The sequence below is a fragment of the Serratia sp. CY56464 genome (assembly GCF_052168435.1).
Lineage (GTDB): Bacteria > Pseudomonadota > Gammaproteobacteria > Enterobacterales > Enterobacteriaceae > Serratia > Serratia marcescens.
The window spans coordinates 998,032-1,015,490 of the sequence record NZ_JBJNMV010000001.1; the positions used below are offsets into that span (position 1 = coordinate 998,032).

Genomic DNA, 17,459 nt, shown 5'->3' on the forward strand with positions numbered 1-17,459 from the left:
GGCCCGCGCGGTGCGGCGGTGATCTGCGTTATTCGTTGACCAATTCCACCTGTACGCCCTGACGTTTCAGCTGATGCTGATACTCCAGCGCCAAACGCGAATCGGTGATCACCCGGCTGATTTGCCCCGGCTGCGCCAGCGGGTTAGGCTGGATCTGGCCGAATTTGCTGGAATCCGTCAGCACGATATTCTCCACGCCCTTGGCCAGCACCGCGCTGACCACGTCGGCGCGCATCATGTCGCGGCCGGTAAAGCCGGTTTCGGCCTGAAAGCCGTCAATGCCGATAAACGCCTTGTTGAAATGCACCTGCTGAATGCACAGCCGCGTGAGCGGGCCGACCACGGTCTCGCTTTTCTTCTGGTACATGCCGCCCAGCACAATCACGTCGCAGTCGGTTTCTTTCAGCAGGTTGGCGATGTAGTGGCTGACAGTGATCAGCGTAATGCGCTTGCGCTCGGCGATGTAGCGCGCCAGCAGGGCGTTGGCGCTGCCGCTCTCGATAAAGATCGTCTCGCCGTCGTTGACCTGCGCGGCGGCGTATTGCGCCAGCCGCTGCTTGAGGGTGAAATTGGACATCATGCGGGCGTCGACGTCATCACTCTCCAACGCCACGGCGGAGCCGTGCACCCGCTTCAGATAACTGCGCTTTTCCAGCAGGTTGAGATCCTGCCGGATGGTGACTTCCGAGACGCCCGAGGCGCGCGCCAGCTCATTGACGCTGATCCGCCGGCGATCGTTAACCAACTGCAATATGGTCTGTTGTCGTAAATTCATATCGGCCTGATGATGCGGCCGCCAAGGCGCGGCCGCTAAGAGTCAAAGGTTTAAAGAGTATGTTCTGTGCGCGCAATAATATCATCCTGCGCCTCAGGGGATAATGCGGTAAAGAAGGCGGAATAGCCAGCTACGCGAACCACTAAATCACGATATTGGTCAGGGTGTTGCTTCGCCGCCAGCAGCGTTTCGCGCGACACGATGTTGTACTGCACATGCCAGCCGCGATAGCTCTCGAAGAAGGTGCGCAACATCAGCATCAGCTTTTCCCGATCGCGCGGGTTGTCCAGCGTTGCCGGGTTCAGCTTTTGGTTGAGCAGCACGCCGCCGAGGATCGCCTCGGTCGGCAACTTGGCGAGCGAATTGAACACCGCCGTCGGCCCCAGGTGGTCGGTGCCGGACGCCGGACTGGCGCCTTCCGCCAGTGGCGCGTGCGCCTTACGTCCATCGGGCGTGGCCAGAGTGGCGGCGCCGAAGGGCACGTTGGCCGAAATCGACGAGGTGCCGGCGTAGTAACCGCCGCCGATCGGCCCGCGGCCGAAGCGGGTGTTGCGATACTGCTTCAGTTCTTCGATATAGGTTTGGTAGGCGCGCACCAGCAGCCGATCGACCTCGTCCACATCGTTGCCGTATTTGGGCGCGGCGTTGAGCAGCCGCTGGCGCAGCTGCTCGCCATCCAGCCCGGCGAAGTCGTCGGCCAGCGCGGTCGCCAGCTGCTGCTGGCCGATCGCCCCCTGGTCGAACACCAGTTTGCGCACCGCCGCCAGGCTGTTGCCCAGGTTGGCGATGCCGACCTGCAGGCCGGAAACCCAATCGTATTTGGCGCCGCCTTGCTTGATGCTTTTACCGCGTTCGATGCAGTCATCTACCAGCGCGGAACAGAGGATATCGTGGGCATTCTCTTCCAGCACGCTGTCCACCACGCATTCGATCTCGATCGACTTGCGCGTGTAGTAGCGGATTTGCCGATCCCAGGCGGCTAAGACCTGCTCGAAATCGACGAAGTTTCCTTTGGACAGCGCTTGTTCCTGCGGCATGAATATTTGCCCGGAGGTGGCGTCACGGCCCTGTTCCAGCGCTGCCAGCAGCACGCGGGCGAAGTTGATGAAGCTCATGCCGGTGCAACGATAGCCCCATTTGCCGCCGACGGCGGTCTCGATGCAGCCGATGGCGGCGTAGTCGTAGGCGTCTTGCGGCTCAACCCCCAGCTTGATGAATTCGGGAATGACGATTTCGTCGTTGTTGAACGCCGGCATGCCGAAACCGCAGCGGATCACCTGCACGCAGGCGTCGAGGAAGTCGGCGCTCATCCCGGCATGGTAACGCACGCTGAGGTTGGGTTGGGTGGAGCGCAGGCGGCCGCAGGACTCGAGAATGGCGTAGGACAGCGGGTTGACCGCATCGCATGGCCGGCCGTCGATCAGCTTCTGTCCGCCGATGGTGACGTTTTGGTACAGCGGGCTGCCGGCGGAAGCTTTGGAATGCGAGCCAGAGCGGATCTTGTTGACCTCCAGCAGCTTCAGCCAGCAGCTGTGCAACAGCTCGATGGCGTCTTCCCGCGCCAGCTTTTGCTCCAGCTCCACCTCACGTCGATACCAGGGATAGAGGTATTGATCGAGGCGGCCGAAGGAAACCGAATGGCCGTTGGATTCGATCTGCAACGTCAGTTGGATGAAATAGCACAGCTGCAGCGCCTGCCAGAAGGTGTGCGGCGGGCGATGGGCGATCCGGTCGCAGTTGCCTGCGATGGCCAGCAGTTCGGCGCGCCGCCAGTCGCGCGGTTCGTTTTGCGCCATGTCGCGCGCCAGGCGGGCGAAGCGCAGGATGTGCTCGCTCAGCGCCGCCAGCGCGATGTCGATGGCGTTGAGAAACTGCGCTTTGTGCAGATCTTCCCACTCGGTCAGGTGCAGACGGCCGCGGCGCGCGTTCACTTTTTCACGCAGGCCGTCGAGACCTTTCTCCAGCAGCAGCGGGAAGTTAACCGCCAGGTGGGCGTCGCCGGAGGTCATGTTGCCCTCGGCCTTGATGATGCCGGTGGCCAGCAGCGCCTTTTGTTCGTCGGTGAACATGCCGTAGCAGCGATCCTGCACCGTTTGGCCGCGCCACCAGGGGCACAGGCGATGCAAAATCGCCTTGTTCTCTTCGCTGACCGAAAAACCGGCGCCCGGCCGGTCGGCCAATTGGTCTATTTCGTTTTCTATCCAGCCGACGGTGTATTCGGGAAAGATCGGCGCGGCGCGCAGCTCGCTGGCCTGGTTGCCGACGATCAGTTCGTCGTTGGCGATCCAGATGGTGCGCTTCGCCAGATGGTTAGCCAGCGCCAGCGCGCGGCGCACCGGCAGCGGCCGATCCTGATGCTGTTGATAGGTCTCGGTATAGTGCTGCGCGCGTTCGGTGCACACCGGCGGTTTGACGATGTGAATCAGCGCGTTCTTATGCGCCTGAATGCGGGCGCTGAGGGTGGTCAAATCCAACGTGGTCATGGCGTTATCCTCGCAAAATGGCGGTCAGGCCTTTGGCGCCGGCATAGTCTTCGGCGAAGGCCAGCAGATCGGGCGCGTCCAGCGGCGTGCGGGCGGCACGGTAGGGCTCGCCGAGCAGGTGGTACTTGTTGATGCCCAGCGTGTGGTACGGCAGAAAGTGGATCTCCGACACGCCGATCTCGTCGGCGGCGAAGTCGACGATCGCACGGACAGAGCGACGATCGGCGTTGAAATCGGGGATCAGCGGCACGCGCACGGTCATTGGCACGCCGTGCGCCGCCAGCCGGCGGAAATTGTTCATCACTCGGCGGGCGGAGCCGCCGGTCCAGGCTCTAAAGCGCGCTTCGTCGGTGTGTTTGAGATCGGCCAACAGCAGATCCAGCCACGGCAGCGAAGGCGCGATGTAACGCCACGGAACGTGCAGGCAGGATTCGACGGCGGTGTGGATGCCGGCTTCGCGGCCGCGCCGCAGCAGTTCCGCTGCAACCTCCGGCTGCATAAAGGGTTCGCCGCCGGACAGCGTTAAACCGCCGCCGCTGCGCAGGTAGAAAGGCTTATCCCGCATCACCTCGGCCATGATATCGTCGGGGTTGACCGGGCTGCCGCACAGGCTCAGCGCGCCGGTCGGGCAGGCGGCGGCCAGCGCCGCGTAGTCGTTTGCGCTGATGACTTCACGCTGCAGCGTCAACGCCTCTTCGTCACGCTGCAGGCCTTGCGGGCAGCGCTCGGCGCACAGCGTGCAGCCGCTCAGGCACAGGCGTTCGTCAAACAGCAGGTCTGCATGGCGCGAGCGGCTTTCCGGGTTCTGACACCAGCGGCAGCTCAGCGGGCAGCCTTTTAAAAAGACCACGCTGCGGATGCCGGGGCCGTCATGGGTCGAGTAGCGCTGCAGATTGAAGAACATGAGTCACCCGTTTGGCGTTGCTGAATCTTTCGCCATTAAAGGTGTTTCGAATGAAAGTTGAATTGATTTTGATCAAAAGTTAGCGCGGTTTTTGCCCTATGATGATCAGAGTTTGAGTCCGCCCACAGAACATGACACAGGAGTCCGTGATGGAGCTTTATCTCGATACCGCCGATGTGACCGCGGTAAAACGCCTGGCGCGCATTCTGCCGCTGCACGGCGTCACCACCAACCCGAGCATCGTGGCGAAGGAAGGCAAGCCGATCTGGGAAGTGCTGCCCGCGCTGCGCGACGCCCTCGGCGGCACCGGCAAGCTGTTCGCGCAAGTGATGGCGGCCGATGCGGAGCGCATGGTGGCGGAGGCGGCGCTGCTCAGTCAGCGCGTCCCGGGGCTGGTGGTCAAGATCCCGGCGACCGCCGAAGGGCTGGCGGCGATCAAGAAACTCAAAACGATGTCCATCACGACGCTGGGGACGGCGGTGTACGGCGCCGGGCAGGGGCTGTTGGCGGCCTTGGCCGGGGCGGAATATGTGGCCCCTTACGTCAATCGGGTGGACGCGCAGGGCGGCGACGGCATCGAAATGGTGCACGAGCTGCAGCAGTTGTTGAGCCTGCATGCGCCGTCGGCGCAGGTGCTGGCCGCCAGTTTCAAGACGCCGCGCCAGGCGCTGGAGTGCCTGTTGGCCGGCTGCCAGGCCATCACGCTGCCGGTGGACGTCGCGGAGCAGTTCCTCAGCGCGCCGGCAGTGCAGGCCGCGGTCGAGAAATTCGAACAGGATTGGCAGGGGGCGTTCGGCTCAACGCTCTTGGGCTAAAGCCAGTAAAAAGGGCGCCGCGGCGCCCTTGCTTGATGCTCGGTTCGCTTAGCCGCGGCCAGTCTCCTCTCGCAGTGCGGCGCTGACCTCGTGCACCGTCGGTTGTTCGGAACGCAGCGCCCGGCGGATGGCGAAGAAAGCGGCGATCAGCATGGTCACCGCCACCAGCATAAAGAACCCGCACAGCGCGGCGTTGATCTGGTTGCTGAATACGATGGTTTCCATGTCTTTCAGCGATTTGGCCGGCGCAATAATCGTGCCTTGCTCGATGCCGGTGGAGAATTTCTTCGCCTGCGCCAGGAAGCCGATGCTCGGTTTTTCGTGGAAGATCTTCTGCCAGCCGGCGGTCATGGAGGTCACGAACAGCCAGGCGGTCGGCAGAATTGTCACCCAGGCGTAGCGCTGCTTTTTCATCTTGAACAGCACCACGGTGCCGAGGATCAGCGCCATCGACGCCAGCATCTGGTTGCCGATGCCGAACAGCGGCCACAGAGTATTGATGCCGCCGAGCGGATCGACCACCCCCTGATACACGAAGAAGCCCCAGCCGGCCACCGCCACCGTGGTGCCCGCCAGGTTGCCGAACCAGGAGCGGTTGTTGGCCAGCTGCGGCACCGCCACGCCCACCAGATCCTGCACCATAAAGCGGCAGGCGCGGGTGCCGGCGTCGACGGCGGTCAGGATGAACAGCGCTTCGAACAGAATGGCGAAGTGATACCAGAACGCCATCATCGCCCGGCTGTTGAACACCTCACTGATGATGTGCGCCATGCCCACGGCGAAGGTCGGGGCGCCGCCGGCGCGCGACAGAATGGAGTTCTCACCCACCTCTTTGGCGATCAGCGCCAGCGTTTCCGGCGTGACGATAAAGCCCCAACTGTTGATGACCTGCGAAGCATTTTCCACCGTGGTGCCGATCAGCGCCGCCGGCGAGTTCATGGCGAAGTAAACGCCCGGATCCAGCACCGAGGCGCAGATCAACGCCATGATGGCGACGAAAGATTCCATCAGCATGGCGCCGTAACCGATAAAGCGCATGTGGCTTTCGCGCTCCACCAGCTTCGGCGTGGTGCCGCTGGAAACCAGCGCGTGGAAGCCGGAAATGGCGCCGCAGGCGATGGTGATGAACAGGAACGGGAACAGGGCGCCGGCGAACACCGGGCCGCTGCCGTCGATAAAGCGTGAAACCGCCGGCATTTTCATCTCCGGCATGGCGAAGACGATGCCGATGGCCAGGCCGATGATGACGCCGATTTTCATAAAGGTGGAAAGGTAGTCGCGCGGCGCCAGCAGCAGCCACACCGGCAGCACCGAGGCGACGAAGCCATAGATCACCAGCACCCAGGTCAGGGTGGTGCCGTGCAGCGTGAAGAATGGCCCCCAGTAGGGATCTTGCGCCACGTTGCCGCCGTAAACGATCGCCAGCAGCATCAGCACGAAGCCAATCACCGAAATTTCGGCGATCTTGCCCGGCCGGATAAAACGCATGTAGATGCCCATGAACAGCGCGATCGGGATGGTGGCGGCGATGGTGAACAGCCCCCACGGGCTGTCGGCCAACGCTTTTACCACCACCAGCGCCAGCGCCGACAGGATGATGATCATAACGCCCAACGCGCCGAGCATGGTGATCACCCCGGCGAACGCGCCCAGTTCTTGCTTGGCCATTTCCCCCAGTGAACGCCCGTCGCGGCGGGTGGAGATGAACAGCACCAGGAAATCCTGCACCGCGCCGGCCAGCATGACGCCGACCAGGATCCAGATGGTCCCCGGCAGGAAGCCCATCTGCGCGGCCAGGATCGGCCCCACCAGCGGCCCGGCGCCGGCGATCGCGGCGAAGTGGTGGCCGAACAGCACCCATTTGTTGGTGGGCACGTAGTCCAGGCCATCGTTATGGCGTTCCGCCGGGGTCAGACGACGGTCATCCAGCTCAAAGACCTTGTCGGCGATGAACCGGCTGTAGAAGCGGTAGGCGATGCTGTAGCAGGCGACGGCGGCGACCACCAGCCAGACGGCGTTGACGTGCTCGCCGCGGCTTAGCGCCAGCATGGCGAAAGCGAAGGCGCCGACCAACGCCACCAGCAGCCAGATAAGTCCGGACCTGATGTTTTTCATGAAACAACTCCTTGGCGTGCAGAGGTAAAAATCAACGTTGTTATTAGGAATGACGTTTTAACAGTAGAAGTTTTGCCGCCGAACCGCGGCAGGTCGGATGAGAAATGTGAAGCCGGTGGGGTTTTAGTGTAGAAACAACGTGATGAAACAGCGTTGGCGCAGGCTGTCGCCCACATAATCCTGAGCAGTTATTCATTCGGCATTTTCACGGCGCGTACAGCGAATTATCGTCGTTTTTTATCTGGGCACGGTGTCTGGCGGATTATTATTTTATCTGTCGAGGTGTGCCGAAATAAAATTATTCATGCTGTGTTATACCTTTATTTTCACCCATGGGCTTAATTATTCATCAAATAAATAATAAAGCTACTAAAGGAATTTAATTATGATAAATAAAATCATCGAAGGGTATTTACCTCAGCTCACGGCCATTCGGCACGATATTCATCAGCACCCTGAATTGGGTTTCGAAGAGTTCCGCACCAGCGATCTGGTCGCGGATTATCTGAGCTCGTGGGGCTACGAGGTGCATCGCGGATTGGCGGGCACCGGCGTGGTGGGGACGCTGCGGGTGGGCGACGGCGTTAAACGCCTTGGGCTGCGCGCCGATATGGACGCCTTGCCGATAGAGGAAAACAACGGCAAACCCTGGCGCAGCAGCGTGGCCAACCGCATGCATGCCTGCGGCCATGACGGCCATACCACCATGCTGCTCGGTGCCGCCCGCTACCTGGCGCAAACGCGCAACTTCAACGGCACGCTGCACCTGATTTTCCAACCGGCGGAAGAGATGCTGAACGGCGGCGCGCGCATGGTGGAGCAGGGGCTGTTCGAACGCTTCCCCTGCGACGCCATCTTCGCCATGCACAACATGCCGGGGATGGCGCTCGGCGAGTTCTTCTTCCAACACGGCCCGTTTATGGCCTCGATGGATCAATTCAACGTGCGGGTGCAGGGGCGCGGCGGCCACGGCGCCATCCCGCAGCTGGCGGTCGATCCGGTGCTGGTGGCCTCGCATATCACCGTTGCCCTGCAGAGCATCGTTTCGCGCAATATCGATCCGCTGGAGGCGGCGGTGATCACCGTTGGCAGCATCAAGGCCGGCGAGGCGGCCAACGTGATCCCGGACAGCGCGGAGATGAAGCTCAGCGTGCGCTCGCTGGATCGCCAGGCGCGCGCTACGCTGCTGGCGCGCATTCCGGCGCTGATCGAGGCGCAGGCGGCAAGCTTCGGCGCCCACGCGACGGTGGAACACGTTAACGGCGCGCCGGTGTTGGTCAACGACGAAGCGATGACCCGTTTCGCCCACCGCGTGGCGGAGCAGCAGTTCGGCGCCGCCCGCGCGCACTACGGCGCCAGGCCGCTGATGGGCAGCGAAGACTTCGCCTTTATGCTCGATGCGCATCCGCAGGGCTGTTACCTGATCGTTGGCAACGGCGACGTCGAAGGCAGCTGCATGGTGCACAACCCGGGATATGACTTCAACGACGGCTGCCTGGCGGCCGGCAGCCAGTATTGGGGGGCATTGGCTGAAGCCTATTTAAAATAAACGCGAAAAATAATAACAGGGAAGATAATGATGAGTGAAAATACGGCTGAAACCCAAACGGAAATAATATCGGCCCCGAAGGTCGGTGGCAAAAAGATCATCTTCGCCGCCTCCTTCGGCAATGCGCTGGAATTTTTCGATTTCGGTATTTATAACTTCTTCGTCATTTATATTAGTGTGCTGTTCTTTCCGCCGTCGAGCGATCCTAATTTGGCGTTGCTGTTGGCGTTCGCCACGTTTGGCGTCAGTTTTTTCATGCGGCCGCTGGGCGGTATTTTGATCGGCGCCTATGCCGATCGCCATGGCCGCAAGCCGGCGATGATCCTGACGATTTCACTGATGAGCCTGGGCACGGCGATGATCGGTTTTGCGCCGACTTACGCCAGCGCCGGCTATTGGGGAACCGTCACACTGGTGGCGGCGCGTTTGATCCAGGGCGTGGCGGCGGGCGGCGAGGTGGGGGCATCGATGTCGTTGCTGGTGGAGTCGGCGCCACCTAACCGGCGAGGCTTCTATTCCAGCTGGTCGCTGGCGACGCAGGGCATCGCCACCGTGGTCGGCGGTGTCACCGCGCTGGCGCTCAGCGCGGTCTTGCCGGTGCTTTCCGGCGAGCCGAACGCCATGGCCGAGTGGGGATGGCGCATTCCGTTCTTTATTGGCGTGGCGCTGGCGCCGCTCGGTTGTTGGCTGCGTCTCGGATTGGAAAGCGACCGGCCGCCGGTGTCGCGGGCCCATGAACCGCCGGCGCAGCTGCGACGGCACTCGCGCGCGGTGGTGCTTGGCGTGATGCTGACCATTGGCGCTACCGTCGCCACTTACATCTCGATGTATTATCTCGGCACTTACGCGGTGAAATACTTAGGCATGCCGCAAGCCTACGGCTATGCCGCGATGCTGCTGGCGGGGCTGGTGACCTTCGGCGGCAGCCTGTTGGTCGGGCACTGGTGCGATCGCTATGGCCGTTTGCCGCTGATCCGGGGCTCGCGCATCGCTATCTTGATCGTGGCCTTGCCGGCGTTTTGGTGGCTGAGCGCCGCGCCGCATCCGGCGGTGCTGCTGCTGATTGTCGCGATATTGGTCGGATTGACCACGCTCGGCTCGGTGCCGACCATGCTGATGATTTCGGAGCTGTTTCCGCAGCGCATTCGCGCATTGGGGTTTGCGTTGGTCTATAGCCTCGGCGTGGCGATTTTCGGCGGCTTCGCCCAATATATCGCCTCGCAGTCGATCGCGTTGAGCGGCTCGCTGCTGGCGCCCGCCGTCTACCTGATGCTGGCGACGCTGGCTTCGCTGGCGGTGCTGCCATTGCTGCGTGAAACCGGCGGCGATCCATTGCGCTAGCGAGCGCGGGCGAAAAAAAGCGCCGGCGGTTTTCACCGTCGGCGCTTTGCGTTGCGACCGTTTCAGGCTGGCGTTCAGGCCACCGGACGGGCGATCACGCTGCGGGTTTCCATGCGCACTTCGGCGATGGTGACCTGCAAGGTATCGCTTTGGCGGTAAACCACTTCACCTTTGATCTGCACGGTGCCGGTTTCCTGGCTGCACTGCATTTCGTCACGCACTGCGTGAATGAACGGCGCCGGGATGAAGGCAACCGCGCCGTTGTCCAGCAGGCGCACACGCAGGCCGCCACGGGTTACGTCGATAATCTCGGCGTTGAAGCGGGTATCGGTGCCGGCCTTGTCCTGCAGGAAGCGGGCGTACAGCCAGTCGCCGACGTCGCGTTCCGCCATGCGGTTCAGGCGGCGGCGCTCCGCCAGCTGCACCGTCACGTCATCCTGCGGTTTTTCCGCCGACTGCTGGTTGATGACCGCCTTCAGCAGGCGGTGGTTGACCATATCGCCGTATTTACGGATCGGCGATGTCCAGGTGGCGTAAGCCTCCAGACCCAGACCGAAGTGTGGCCCTGGCGTAGTGCTGATCTCGGCGAAGGTCTGGAAGCGGCGGATGCGGCTGTCGAGGAACTGGGTCGGCTGCGCGTCCAGGTGGCGGCGCAATTCGCAGAAACCGTCGAGGGTCAGCAGCTTCTCGGCTTCGGCTTCGACGCCGTTGGCCTGCAGTACGGTGACCGCTTGCTCAACCAGCGCAGGATCGAAACCGGTGTGCACGTTGTACACGCCGAAGCCCAGGCGATCGCGCAGCACGATGGCGGCGCAGACGTTGGCGGCGATCATGCATTCTTCAACAATACGGTTGGCGCTGCGGCGCTGCTCGGTAACGATCTCCAGTACGTCGCCTTTTTCACCCAATACGAAGCGGTAGTCCGGGCGATCTTTGAATACCAACGCATGCTGGTGGCGCCAGGCGTTACGCGCGTCGCAAACGCGTTTCAGCAGGGTGATCTGTTGCGCGATGGCGTCGCTCGGCGGTTGCCAGCCGGCAATGCCGTCCAACCAGTCGGAGACTTCGTCGTACACCAGTTTGGCTTTGGATTCGATCTCGGCGGCGAAGAACTGAATATCTTCGCCCAGCGCGCCGTCGGCGGCGATGGTCACGCGGCAAGCCAGCACCTGACGGCGCTCGTTAGGGCGCAGCGAGCACAGGTTGTCCGACAGATCGCGCGGCAGCATCGGGATGTTGAAGCCCGGCAGATAGTTGGTGAAGGCGCGCACGCGGGCGATATCGTCCAGCTTGCTGCCTTGCTCGACATAAGCGGTCGGATCGGCGATGGCGATGGTCAACTGCAGCGAACCGTCACCGTTGTCGGTCACGTACAGCGCATCGTCCATGTCTTCGGTGCTGGCGCTGTCGATGGTGACGAATTCGAGCGCGGTCAGATCTTCACGCACCAGCGCAGCGTCCGGCTCGCTGAGAGCCTGCATCTCCGGCGCCTCTTTTTCCAGATTGTGACGCGCCAGCGTCACCCACCACGGGGCGAAATGGTCTTCACCGTCGGTGATAAACTGGGTCAGGTCGGCGTTGAAGCCGCGATCGCCTTTCAGCGGATGACGGCGCATTTCCGCCACCGCCCAGTCGCCGGCCTGGAAGTTGTGGGTCAGTTCACGCACCGGGCGGCACGGAATCGCCTCTTTCAGCAACGGATGATCGGGCACGATGGACAGGCGATCGTCGCGCTTTTGCACGCGGCCGACGAAGCGCGACAGGAACGGTTCGACCAGGGTTTCCGGCTCGGCGATTTCGCGCTCTTTCTCGGTGTGCAGGGTGGCGATAATGCGATCCCCGTGCATGACTTTCTTCATGTACGGCGGTGGAATGAAGTAGCTTTTTTGACCGTCTACTTCAAGAAAGCCAAAGCCTTTCTCAGTCCCTTTCACGACGCCTTCAACGCGCGGGGTCTGAGAGTGAAGTTGCTGTTTAAGCTGCGCCAGCAGCGGGTTATCTTGAAACATATCGTCCAGTGAATGGGTTGTGAGTGGCAAGATTTGCGGCTGACAGTTTTACGCGAATCACCCGCTGCGAGCAAGCCTAACGTCACGGAACCCCGCGTTGCCGCGCGATTTTGCGCAAGAATGGTCAATCGAAGGGCGAACGATGAAAAACCCCGGCGCGCAGGCCGGGGTGAAAGGCGTAGGACAATCAGTCCCGCAGCGGCGTCGGCTGCAGGATTTCAATCCAGTAATCGTCCGGATCGCGAATGAACGCCACGTAGTTCATGCGGCCTTCATGCAGGCGTTTCTGGAAGGTGACGCCCAGGCGCTCAAACCGCTCGCAGGCGGCGCGCACGTCCGGCACCGTGACGCACAGGTGGCCAAAGCCGCGCGGCTCGCCGTTGCCGTTGTGGTAATGGAAATCCGCCTGATTTTCGGTGCCGTGGTTATGGGTCAGCTCGAGAATGCCCGGCTGGCTCAGCGCCCAGCGTTTGCGTTCGTCGTCATCCTGCGGGATCTGCTCGCGCGGGCTGCGCGTCAGGTAGCAGATGGTGAAGGCGGCTTCTTTGAACTCTTCCAGATAGACCGGGGTAAAGCCCAGCACGCGCGTATAGAAATCCAACGCTTTGGTCAGGTCTTTCACGCGGATCATGGTGTGGTTGAACACGTAACCGTCGGTTACCGTATCCGGTTGGGCCGCCACGCCGGGCAGCGTCAGTAAGTCATTCAGTGGCATCAGTGATCCTCCTCAGGGTGTCGACAGACTGTAGGTGAAATCGATGCTAATCTAAAGTGATTGTTTTTAACTAAAACGCTAACTAAAAGTGAAGGATAGATGAAGCTGAGCCAGCTGAAGTTTTTCTGCACCGTGGTGGAACACAAAACCATCGCCGCCGCCGCCCGTGAGCTGCACTGCGTGCCTTCCAACGTCACGCTGCGGCTGCGCGAGCTGGAAGAGTCGCTGGGCGGCGAGCTGTTTTTCCGCGACAAGAACCGGCTGTACGTGAATCCCAAAGGCCGGCTGTTCTACCAGCAGGCGCGCGACATCGTGGCGCAGGCCGAGCGCAGCAAACAGCTGTTCGCCGGCGAGCAACAGCATGGGCTGCTGAACCTCGGGGCGCTGGATTTTTCGCTGGTCAGTCACTTGCCGGCGCGCATCGCCCGGCTGCGCCGTTTACAGCCCCATTTGCACATCAACGTGCTGAGCCGCGACTCGCTGGTGCTGGAACGCATGTTGATCGACAGCGATCTCGATCTGGCGATCACCGACGGCCCGATTGAGCATCCGCTGCTGGCCAGCCAAAAGGCGTTTGACGAACGGCTGGTGCTGCTGATGCCGGCGGATGTCGGGCAACCCGACGCCGCCACGCTGGCGCCGCTGGAGTTTTACACGTTCAGCCGCGAGTGCTCGTTCCGGCTGAAGGTCGATCACTGGCTGGCCTCGCGCGGGCTGAAACCGCGCATGACGCTGGAAATGGAATCTTATGCCGCGATGGCAGCCTGCGTGAAGGATGGTTGCGGCGTCGCCTGCGTGCCCGGCTCGTTGCTGCCGCTGATTTTGCCGGCGCCGGGGCTGAAGGTGGTGGAAATGGGCGAGGAGGGCGTGAGCGATCTCTATTTCGTCTGGCGGCGGCATCAGCTGTCCGAGGAATTGCAGACTATCCTGGAAATATTGGCGCGCCCGGCGTGAACCGGGCGCGCGTTTTCAGGCGATGCGCAGCGACGGTTGCTGCTCGCTGCGGCGAATCGCCACCGGGATCGACTTCGACGTCGGGGTGCCGGTGCCGTCGCCGAAGCTGGCCAGCGGCACCAGCGGGTTGGTTTCCGGGTAGTAGGCCGCCAGGTTGCCACGCGGAATGTCGTAACTCACCAGCTTGAATCCATCCACCTTACGCACCACGCCGTCGTTCCACAGGGTTTCTATCTCTACCCGTTCGCCATCCTGCAGGCCCAGCGCCGCCAGATCTTCCGGATGGATGAACAGCACTTCGCGCTGACCGTAAACGCCGCGGTAGCGGTCATCCAGACCATAGATGGTGGTGTTGTACTGATCGTGCGAGCGCAGCGTCTGCAGGGTAAACGGCGCTTGCTCGCCGCCCAGCTGCGGGAACAGGGTGGTCGGCAGCGCGGCGTCGCTGAATTCCGCCTTGCCGCTTGGCGTGGCGAAGCGCAGTTCGGCGGCGGCATTGCCCAGGTAGAAGCCGCCGGGTTGCTCGCAGCGCCGGTTGAAATCCTCGAAGCCGGGAATGGTGGCGGCGATGTGATCGCGGATCAGCGAGTAGTCGTCGGCCAATTCCAGCCAGTCCAGCTGTTGCGTACCCAGCACGGCGTCGGCGATGCCGCAGACGATCGCCGTCTCCGAACGTTGAGTATCCGCCAGCGGTTTGCCGATGCCTTCCGAGGCGTGCACCATGCTGAACGAGTCCTCGACCGTGATGTACTGTGAGCCGCTGGCCTGCATGTCCAGTTCGGTGCGGCCGAGCGTCGGCAGGATCAGCGCGTCTTTGCCGGTCACCAGGTGGCTGCGGTTAAGCTTGGTGCTGATATGCACCGTCAAATCGCAGTTGCGCAGGGCGCGGGCGGTGCGCTCGGTGTCCGGCGCCGCGGCGGCCAGGTTGCCGCCCAGCGCGATCAGCACTTTCACTTCGCCGCGCAGCATCGCTTCGATCGCTTCCACCGTGTTGTGGCCCAGCGCGCGATTGGCGGTGAAGTTAAAGTGGCGTTCCAGGCTGTCGAGCAGTGCCTTCGGCGACTTCTCATCGATCCCCATGGTGCGGTTGCCCTGGACGTTGCTGTGGCCGCGTACCGGGCACAGACCGGCGCCCGGTTTGCCCAGTTGCCCGAACAACAACTGCAGGTTGGTGATTTCACGCACCGTTGCAATAGAGTGCTTATGCTGAGTCACGCCCATCGCCCAGGTGCAGATCACCCGTTCGGCGCCCTGGTAGGTGGCCGCGGCCTGGCGCAATTGCGCTTCGCTCAGGCCCGATTGCGCGGTAATGGTCCGCCATTCGGTGGCGTCCACCTGCGCCAGATAAGCCTCTACGCCGACGCTGTGCCGTTCGATAAACGCCAGGTCAAACAGGGCGGGTTCACCGGCGGCGAGGCGCTGACGGTGGGTTTCCAGCAGGGCTTTCACCATGCCGCGCACCGCCGCCATATCGCCGCCCAGATTCGGCTGGTAATAGGAAGAGCTGATCGGCGAGGATTTTGGCGTCAGCATCTGCACCGGATCCTGCGGATCGGCGAACCTTTCCAGCCCACGTTCGCGCAGGGTGTTAAAGCTGACGATGCGCGCGCCGCGTCGGGCGGCGTTTTTCAGACTGTGCAGCATGCGCGGGTGGTTGGTGCCGGGATTTTGACCGAACACGAAGATGGCGTCGGCCTTTTCGAAGTCATCGATGCGAATGGTGCCTTTGCCGACGCCGATGCTCTGCTTCAGCCCAACGCCGCTCGCTTCGTGGCACATATTGGAACAGTCGGGGAAGTTGCTGGTGCCGAGCATGCGGCCAAACAGCTGATAAAGATACGACGCTTCGTTGCTGGCGCGGCCCGAGGTATACAGCTCGATCTGGTTCGGGTTGTCCATGCCGTTGATGTGTTTGGCGATCAGCGCCAGCGCGTCCGGCCAATGGATAGGCTCATAGTGGTCGGTTTCGGCGTTGTAGCGCATCGGATGGGTGAGACGCCCTTGATACTCGAGGAAATAGTCGCTCTGCTGCTGCAGGGTGCTGACGCTGTGGGCGGCGAAGAACTCAGGCTCCACGGCGCTGCGCGTCGCTTCCCAACTGACCGCTTTGGCGCCGTTTTCGCAAAAGCTGAAGGTGCTGTGATTGTCGTCGCCCCAGGCGCAACCGGGGCAGTCGAAGCCGCGCGCCTTGTTGACGCGCATCAGGTTGCGCATGTTTTTTAGCGTTTGTTTACTGTCGAGGACAAAGCGGGTGGTGGCTTCAAGCGAACCCCAGCCGCCCGCCGGGCCGGTATAAGGCTTGATTGACGGTTTGAATTTCATGGTGACACTTCGCAGGTGGTTGTAGCTAAAAAGTAAACGCTTTTTTATGCGTTTTGCGTATTTATGTCACAAGTTTAGGAGCGCGGCAGGCGGGCGTCTAATCGAATGGTGCAATGGCGGCATAGAGCATATCTATCGCAGATGGATGTTGACCTAAACAAATGGTTGCATAAAGACACCCGCTGCAAAAGAGTAAAGGTTTCGTCTGAAAGTGAATTCATGCAGTCTATCTCGCGGATTATACTGGCATTTTATTTAGCCTGCGGGCCTGAGGAACACAGCGTGAAGCGTTCAGTATCAGTAGTGATCGGCGGTATGTTACTGCCTTTGGCGGCGCAGGCGGCGGAAACGACGCCTCATTTTCCCACCATGACGCCACCGGCGATAGACGCCGCCTCTTACGTTTTGATGGATTACACCACCGGCCAGGTGCTGGCCGCCGGCAATGCCGACGAGCGGCGCAATCCGGCCAGCCTGACCAAACTGATGACCGGCTTGGTGATCGACCACGCGCTCGACCAGCACAAGATTGGCCTCGACGATGTCGTCACCGTGGGGAAAGACGCTTGGGCGCGGGGCAACCCGGTGTTCAAAGGCTCCTCGCTGATGTTCCTGAAACCCGGTGACAGGGTCACTGTTCGCGATCTCAGTCGCGGCATTATCATCGATTCCGGTAACGATGCCTGCGTGGCGCTGGCCGATTATGTGGCGGGTAGCCAGGCCAACTTCGTCAAGCTGATGAACGAGAAGAGCGCCCAGCTGGGATTGCAGAACACCCATTTTGAGACGGTACACGGGCTGGATGCGCCTGGGCAGTTCACCACTGCCGGCGATCTGGCGGTGATTGCGCGCGCCATCATTATGAGCGAGCCGGCGGAATACCACATGTACAGCGAGAAATCGCTGACCTGGAACGGCATCACGCAGCAGAACCGCAACGGCCTGCTGTGGGATAAGACCCTGCACGTCGACGGCCTGAAAACCGGGCACACCGCCTCGGCCGGCTTCAACATTATCGCCTCCGCCACCGAAGGGGATCGCCGCCTGATTGCCGTGGTGATGGGCGGCAAAAGTTCCAAAGGCCGCGAGGAACAGGCGCGTAAGCTGTTGACGTGGGGGCTGCGCGACTTTACCACGGTGCACCTGTTCAGCGCCGGCCAGAGCCTGGGGGACGAACCGGTCTGGTACGGCGAAAGCCACCGCTTGCCGGTCGGCAGCGCGCAAGAACAGTCGCTCAGCCTGCCGAAAAGCGAGGCGGACAAACTGAAGGCGCAGTACGTGATCAATGCCGCGCGGCTGGAAGCGCCGATCAACAAAGGACAAACCGTTGGCGAGATCCGCATCAGCGATAATGGCCAGGTGGTGAAAACCCTGCCGCTGGTGGCGCTGCAGGCGGTGCCGCAGGGCGGCGTGTTCTCGCGCCTGATGGATTACATGAAGCTGAAGCTCTGACTCACCGGGCGAGCGACGACGCCCG

At 61.7% G+C, this 17,459-nt stretch carries 12 protein-coding genes; 5 read left to right on the forward strand and 7 right to left on the reverse strand.

Annotated elements, in window-relative coordinates; translation table 11 throughout:
• Positions 1-28: 28 nt before the first annotated feature.
• From ACJ8KE_RS04980 to ACJ8KE_RS04990, 3 genes are read right to left on the reverse strand one after another with little or no spacing between them, the layout of a single operon-like run.
• Positions 29-775 (reverse strand): DeoR/GlpR family DNA-binding transcription regulator, encoded by a 747-nt coding sequence (locus ACJ8KE_RS04980; RefSeq protein ID WP_004930631.1) that lies wholly within the window; start codon positions 773-775, stop codon positions 29-31.
• A 50-nt stretch (positions 776-825) separates the two neighbouring features.
• Entirely contained in the window at positions 826-3,258 is a 2,433-nt protein-coding gene (locus ACJ8KE_RS04985; protein ID WP_079452047.1) for a formate C-acetyltransferase/glycerol dehydratase family glycyl radical enzyme, read from the reverse strand.
• Positions 3,259-3,262: 4 nt separating this feature from the next.
• Complete coding sequence (locus ACJ8KE_RS04990; RefSeq protein WP_049299393.1) at positions 3,263-4,162, reverse strand: glycyl-radical enzyme activating protein; 900 nt, start codon at positions 4,160-4,162, stop codon at positions 3,263-3,265.
• A gap of 149 nt (positions 4,163-4,311) precedes the next feature.
• On the opposite strand from ACJ8KE_RS04990, the gene fsa reads away from it, so the two are divergent.
• The gene (gene fsa / locus ACJ8KE_RS04995; protein ID WP_442517143.1) at positions 4,312-4,977 is read left to right on the forward strand and encodes a fructose-6-phosphate aldolase; all 666 of its coding nucleotides are present in this window, start codon (positions 4,312-4,314) and stop codon (positions 4,975-4,977) included.
• Between the two features lie 48 nt (positions 4,978-5,025).
• Here fsa and ACJ8KE_RS05000 read toward each other — a convergent pair whose 3' ends face one another.
• Positions 5,026-7,092: a carbon starvation CstA family protein gene (locus tag ACJ8KE_RS05000; protein WP_016927539.1), complete on the reverse strand. Its 2,067-nt coding sequence runs from the start codon at positions 7,090-7,092 to the stop codon at positions 5,026-5,028.
• 385 nt (positions 7,093-7,477) lie between these two features.
• Between ACJ8KE_RS05000 and ACJ8KE_RS05005 the strand changes: the two genes are divergently transcribed.
• On the forward strand, positions 7,478-8,641 hold the full coding sequence (locus ACJ8KE_RS05005; RefSeq protein ID WP_016927540.1) for a M20 aminoacylase family protein: 1,164 nt from the start codon (positions 7,478-7,480) through the stop codon (positions 8,639-8,641).
• 30 nt (positions 8,642-8,671) lie between these two features.
• Entirely contained in the window at positions 8,672-9,982 is a 1,311-nt protein-coding gene (locus ACJ8KE_RS05010; protein ID WP_016927541.1) for an MFS transporter, read from the forward strand.
• Positions 9,983-10,056: 74 nt separating this feature from the next.
• Here the strand turns inward: ACJ8KE_RS05010 and ACJ8KE_RS05015 are convergent, their stop codons facing one another.
• Positions 10,057-11,991, reverse strand: a complete 1,935-nt coding sequence (locus ACJ8KE_RS05015) for an exoribonuclease II (protein ID WP_097101928.1) — start codon at positions 11,989-11,991, stop codon at positions 10,057-10,059.
• 187 nt (positions 11,992-12,178) lie between these two features.
• Positions 12,179-12,706: a lactoylglutathione lyase gene (gene gloA / locus ACJ8KE_RS05020; RefSeq protein WP_016927543.1), complete on the reverse strand. Its 528-nt coding sequence runs from the start codon at positions 12,704-12,706 to the stop codon at positions 12,179-12,181.
• A gap of 99 nt (positions 12,707-12,805) precedes the next feature.
• Between gloA and ACJ8KE_RS05025 the strand changes: the two genes are divergently transcribed.
• Positions 12,806-13,660 (forward strand): LysR family transcriptional regulator, encoded by an 855-nt coding sequence (locus ACJ8KE_RS05025; protein WP_033640155.1) that lies wholly within the window; start codon positions 12,806-12,808, stop codon positions 13,658-13,660.
• A 15-nt stretch (positions 13,661-13,675) separates the two neighbouring features.
• Here ACJ8KE_RS05025 and ACJ8KE_RS05030 read toward each other — a convergent pair whose 3' ends face one another.
• Positions 13,676-15,982, reverse strand: coding sequence for an FdhF/YdeP family oxidoreductase (locus ACJ8KE_RS05030; protein WP_016927545.1), 2,307 nt, complete (start codon positions 15,980-15,982; stop codon positions 13,676-13,678).
• Positions 15,983-16,264: 282 nt separating this feature from the next.
• On the opposite strand from ACJ8KE_RS05030, the gene dacD reads away from it, so the two are divergent.
• Entirely contained in the window at positions 16,265-17,434 is a 1,170-nt protein-coding gene (gene dacD / locus ACJ8KE_RS05035) for a serine-type D-Ala-D-Ala carboxypeptidase DacD (RefSeq protein ID WP_442517144.1), read from the forward strand.
• The last annotated feature ends 25 nt before the right edge of the window (positions 17,435-17,459 follow it).

Excerpts from the sequence above, each read along its gene's own strand:
- ACJ8KE_RS04980 (WP_004930631.1), bottom strand. The coding sequence starts at position 775 with ATGAATTTACGACAACAGACCATATTGCAGTTGGTTAACGATCGCCGG.
- ACJ8KE_RS04985 (WP_079452047.1), bottom strand. The coding sequence starts at position 3,258 with ATGACCACGTTGGATTTGACCACCCTCAGCGCCCGCATTCAGGCGCAT.
- ACJ8KE_RS04990 (WP_049299393.1), bottom strand. The coding sequence starts at position 4,162 with ATGTTCTTCAATCTGCAGCGCTACTCGACCCATGACGGCCCCGGCATC.
- fsa (WP_442517143.1), top strand. The coding sequence starts at position 4,312 with ATGGAGCTTTATCTCGATACCGCCGATGTGACCGCGGTAAAACGCCTG.
- ACJ8KE_RS05000 (WP_016927539.1), bottom strand. The coding sequence starts at position 7,092 with ATGAAAAACATCAGGTCCGGACTTATCTGGCTGCTGGTGGCGTTGGTC.
- ACJ8KE_RS05005 (WP_016927540.1), top strand. The coding sequence starts at position 7,478 with ATGATAAATAAAATCATCGAAGGGTATTTACCTCAGCTCACGGCCATT.
- ACJ8KE_RS05010 (WP_016927541.1), top strand. The coding sequence starts at position 8,672 with ATGAGTGAAAATACGGCTGAAACCCAAACGGAAATAATATCGGCCCCG.
- ACJ8KE_RS05015 (WP_097101928.1), bottom strand. The coding sequence starts at position 11,991 with ATGTTTCAAGATAACCCGCTGCTGGCGCAGCTTAAACAGCAACTTCAC.
- gloA (WP_016927543.1), bottom strand. The coding sequence starts at position 12,706 with ATGCCACTGAATGACTTACTGACGCTGCCCGGCGTGGCGGCCCAACCG.
- ACJ8KE_RS05025 (WP_033640155.1), top strand. The coding sequence starts at position 12,806 with ATGAAGCTGAGCCAGCTGAAGTTTTTCTGCACCGTGGTGGAACACAAA.
- ACJ8KE_RS05030 (WP_016927545.1), bottom strand. The coding sequence starts at position 15,982 with ATGAAATTCAAACCGTCAATCAAGCCTTATACCGGCCCGGCGGGCGGC.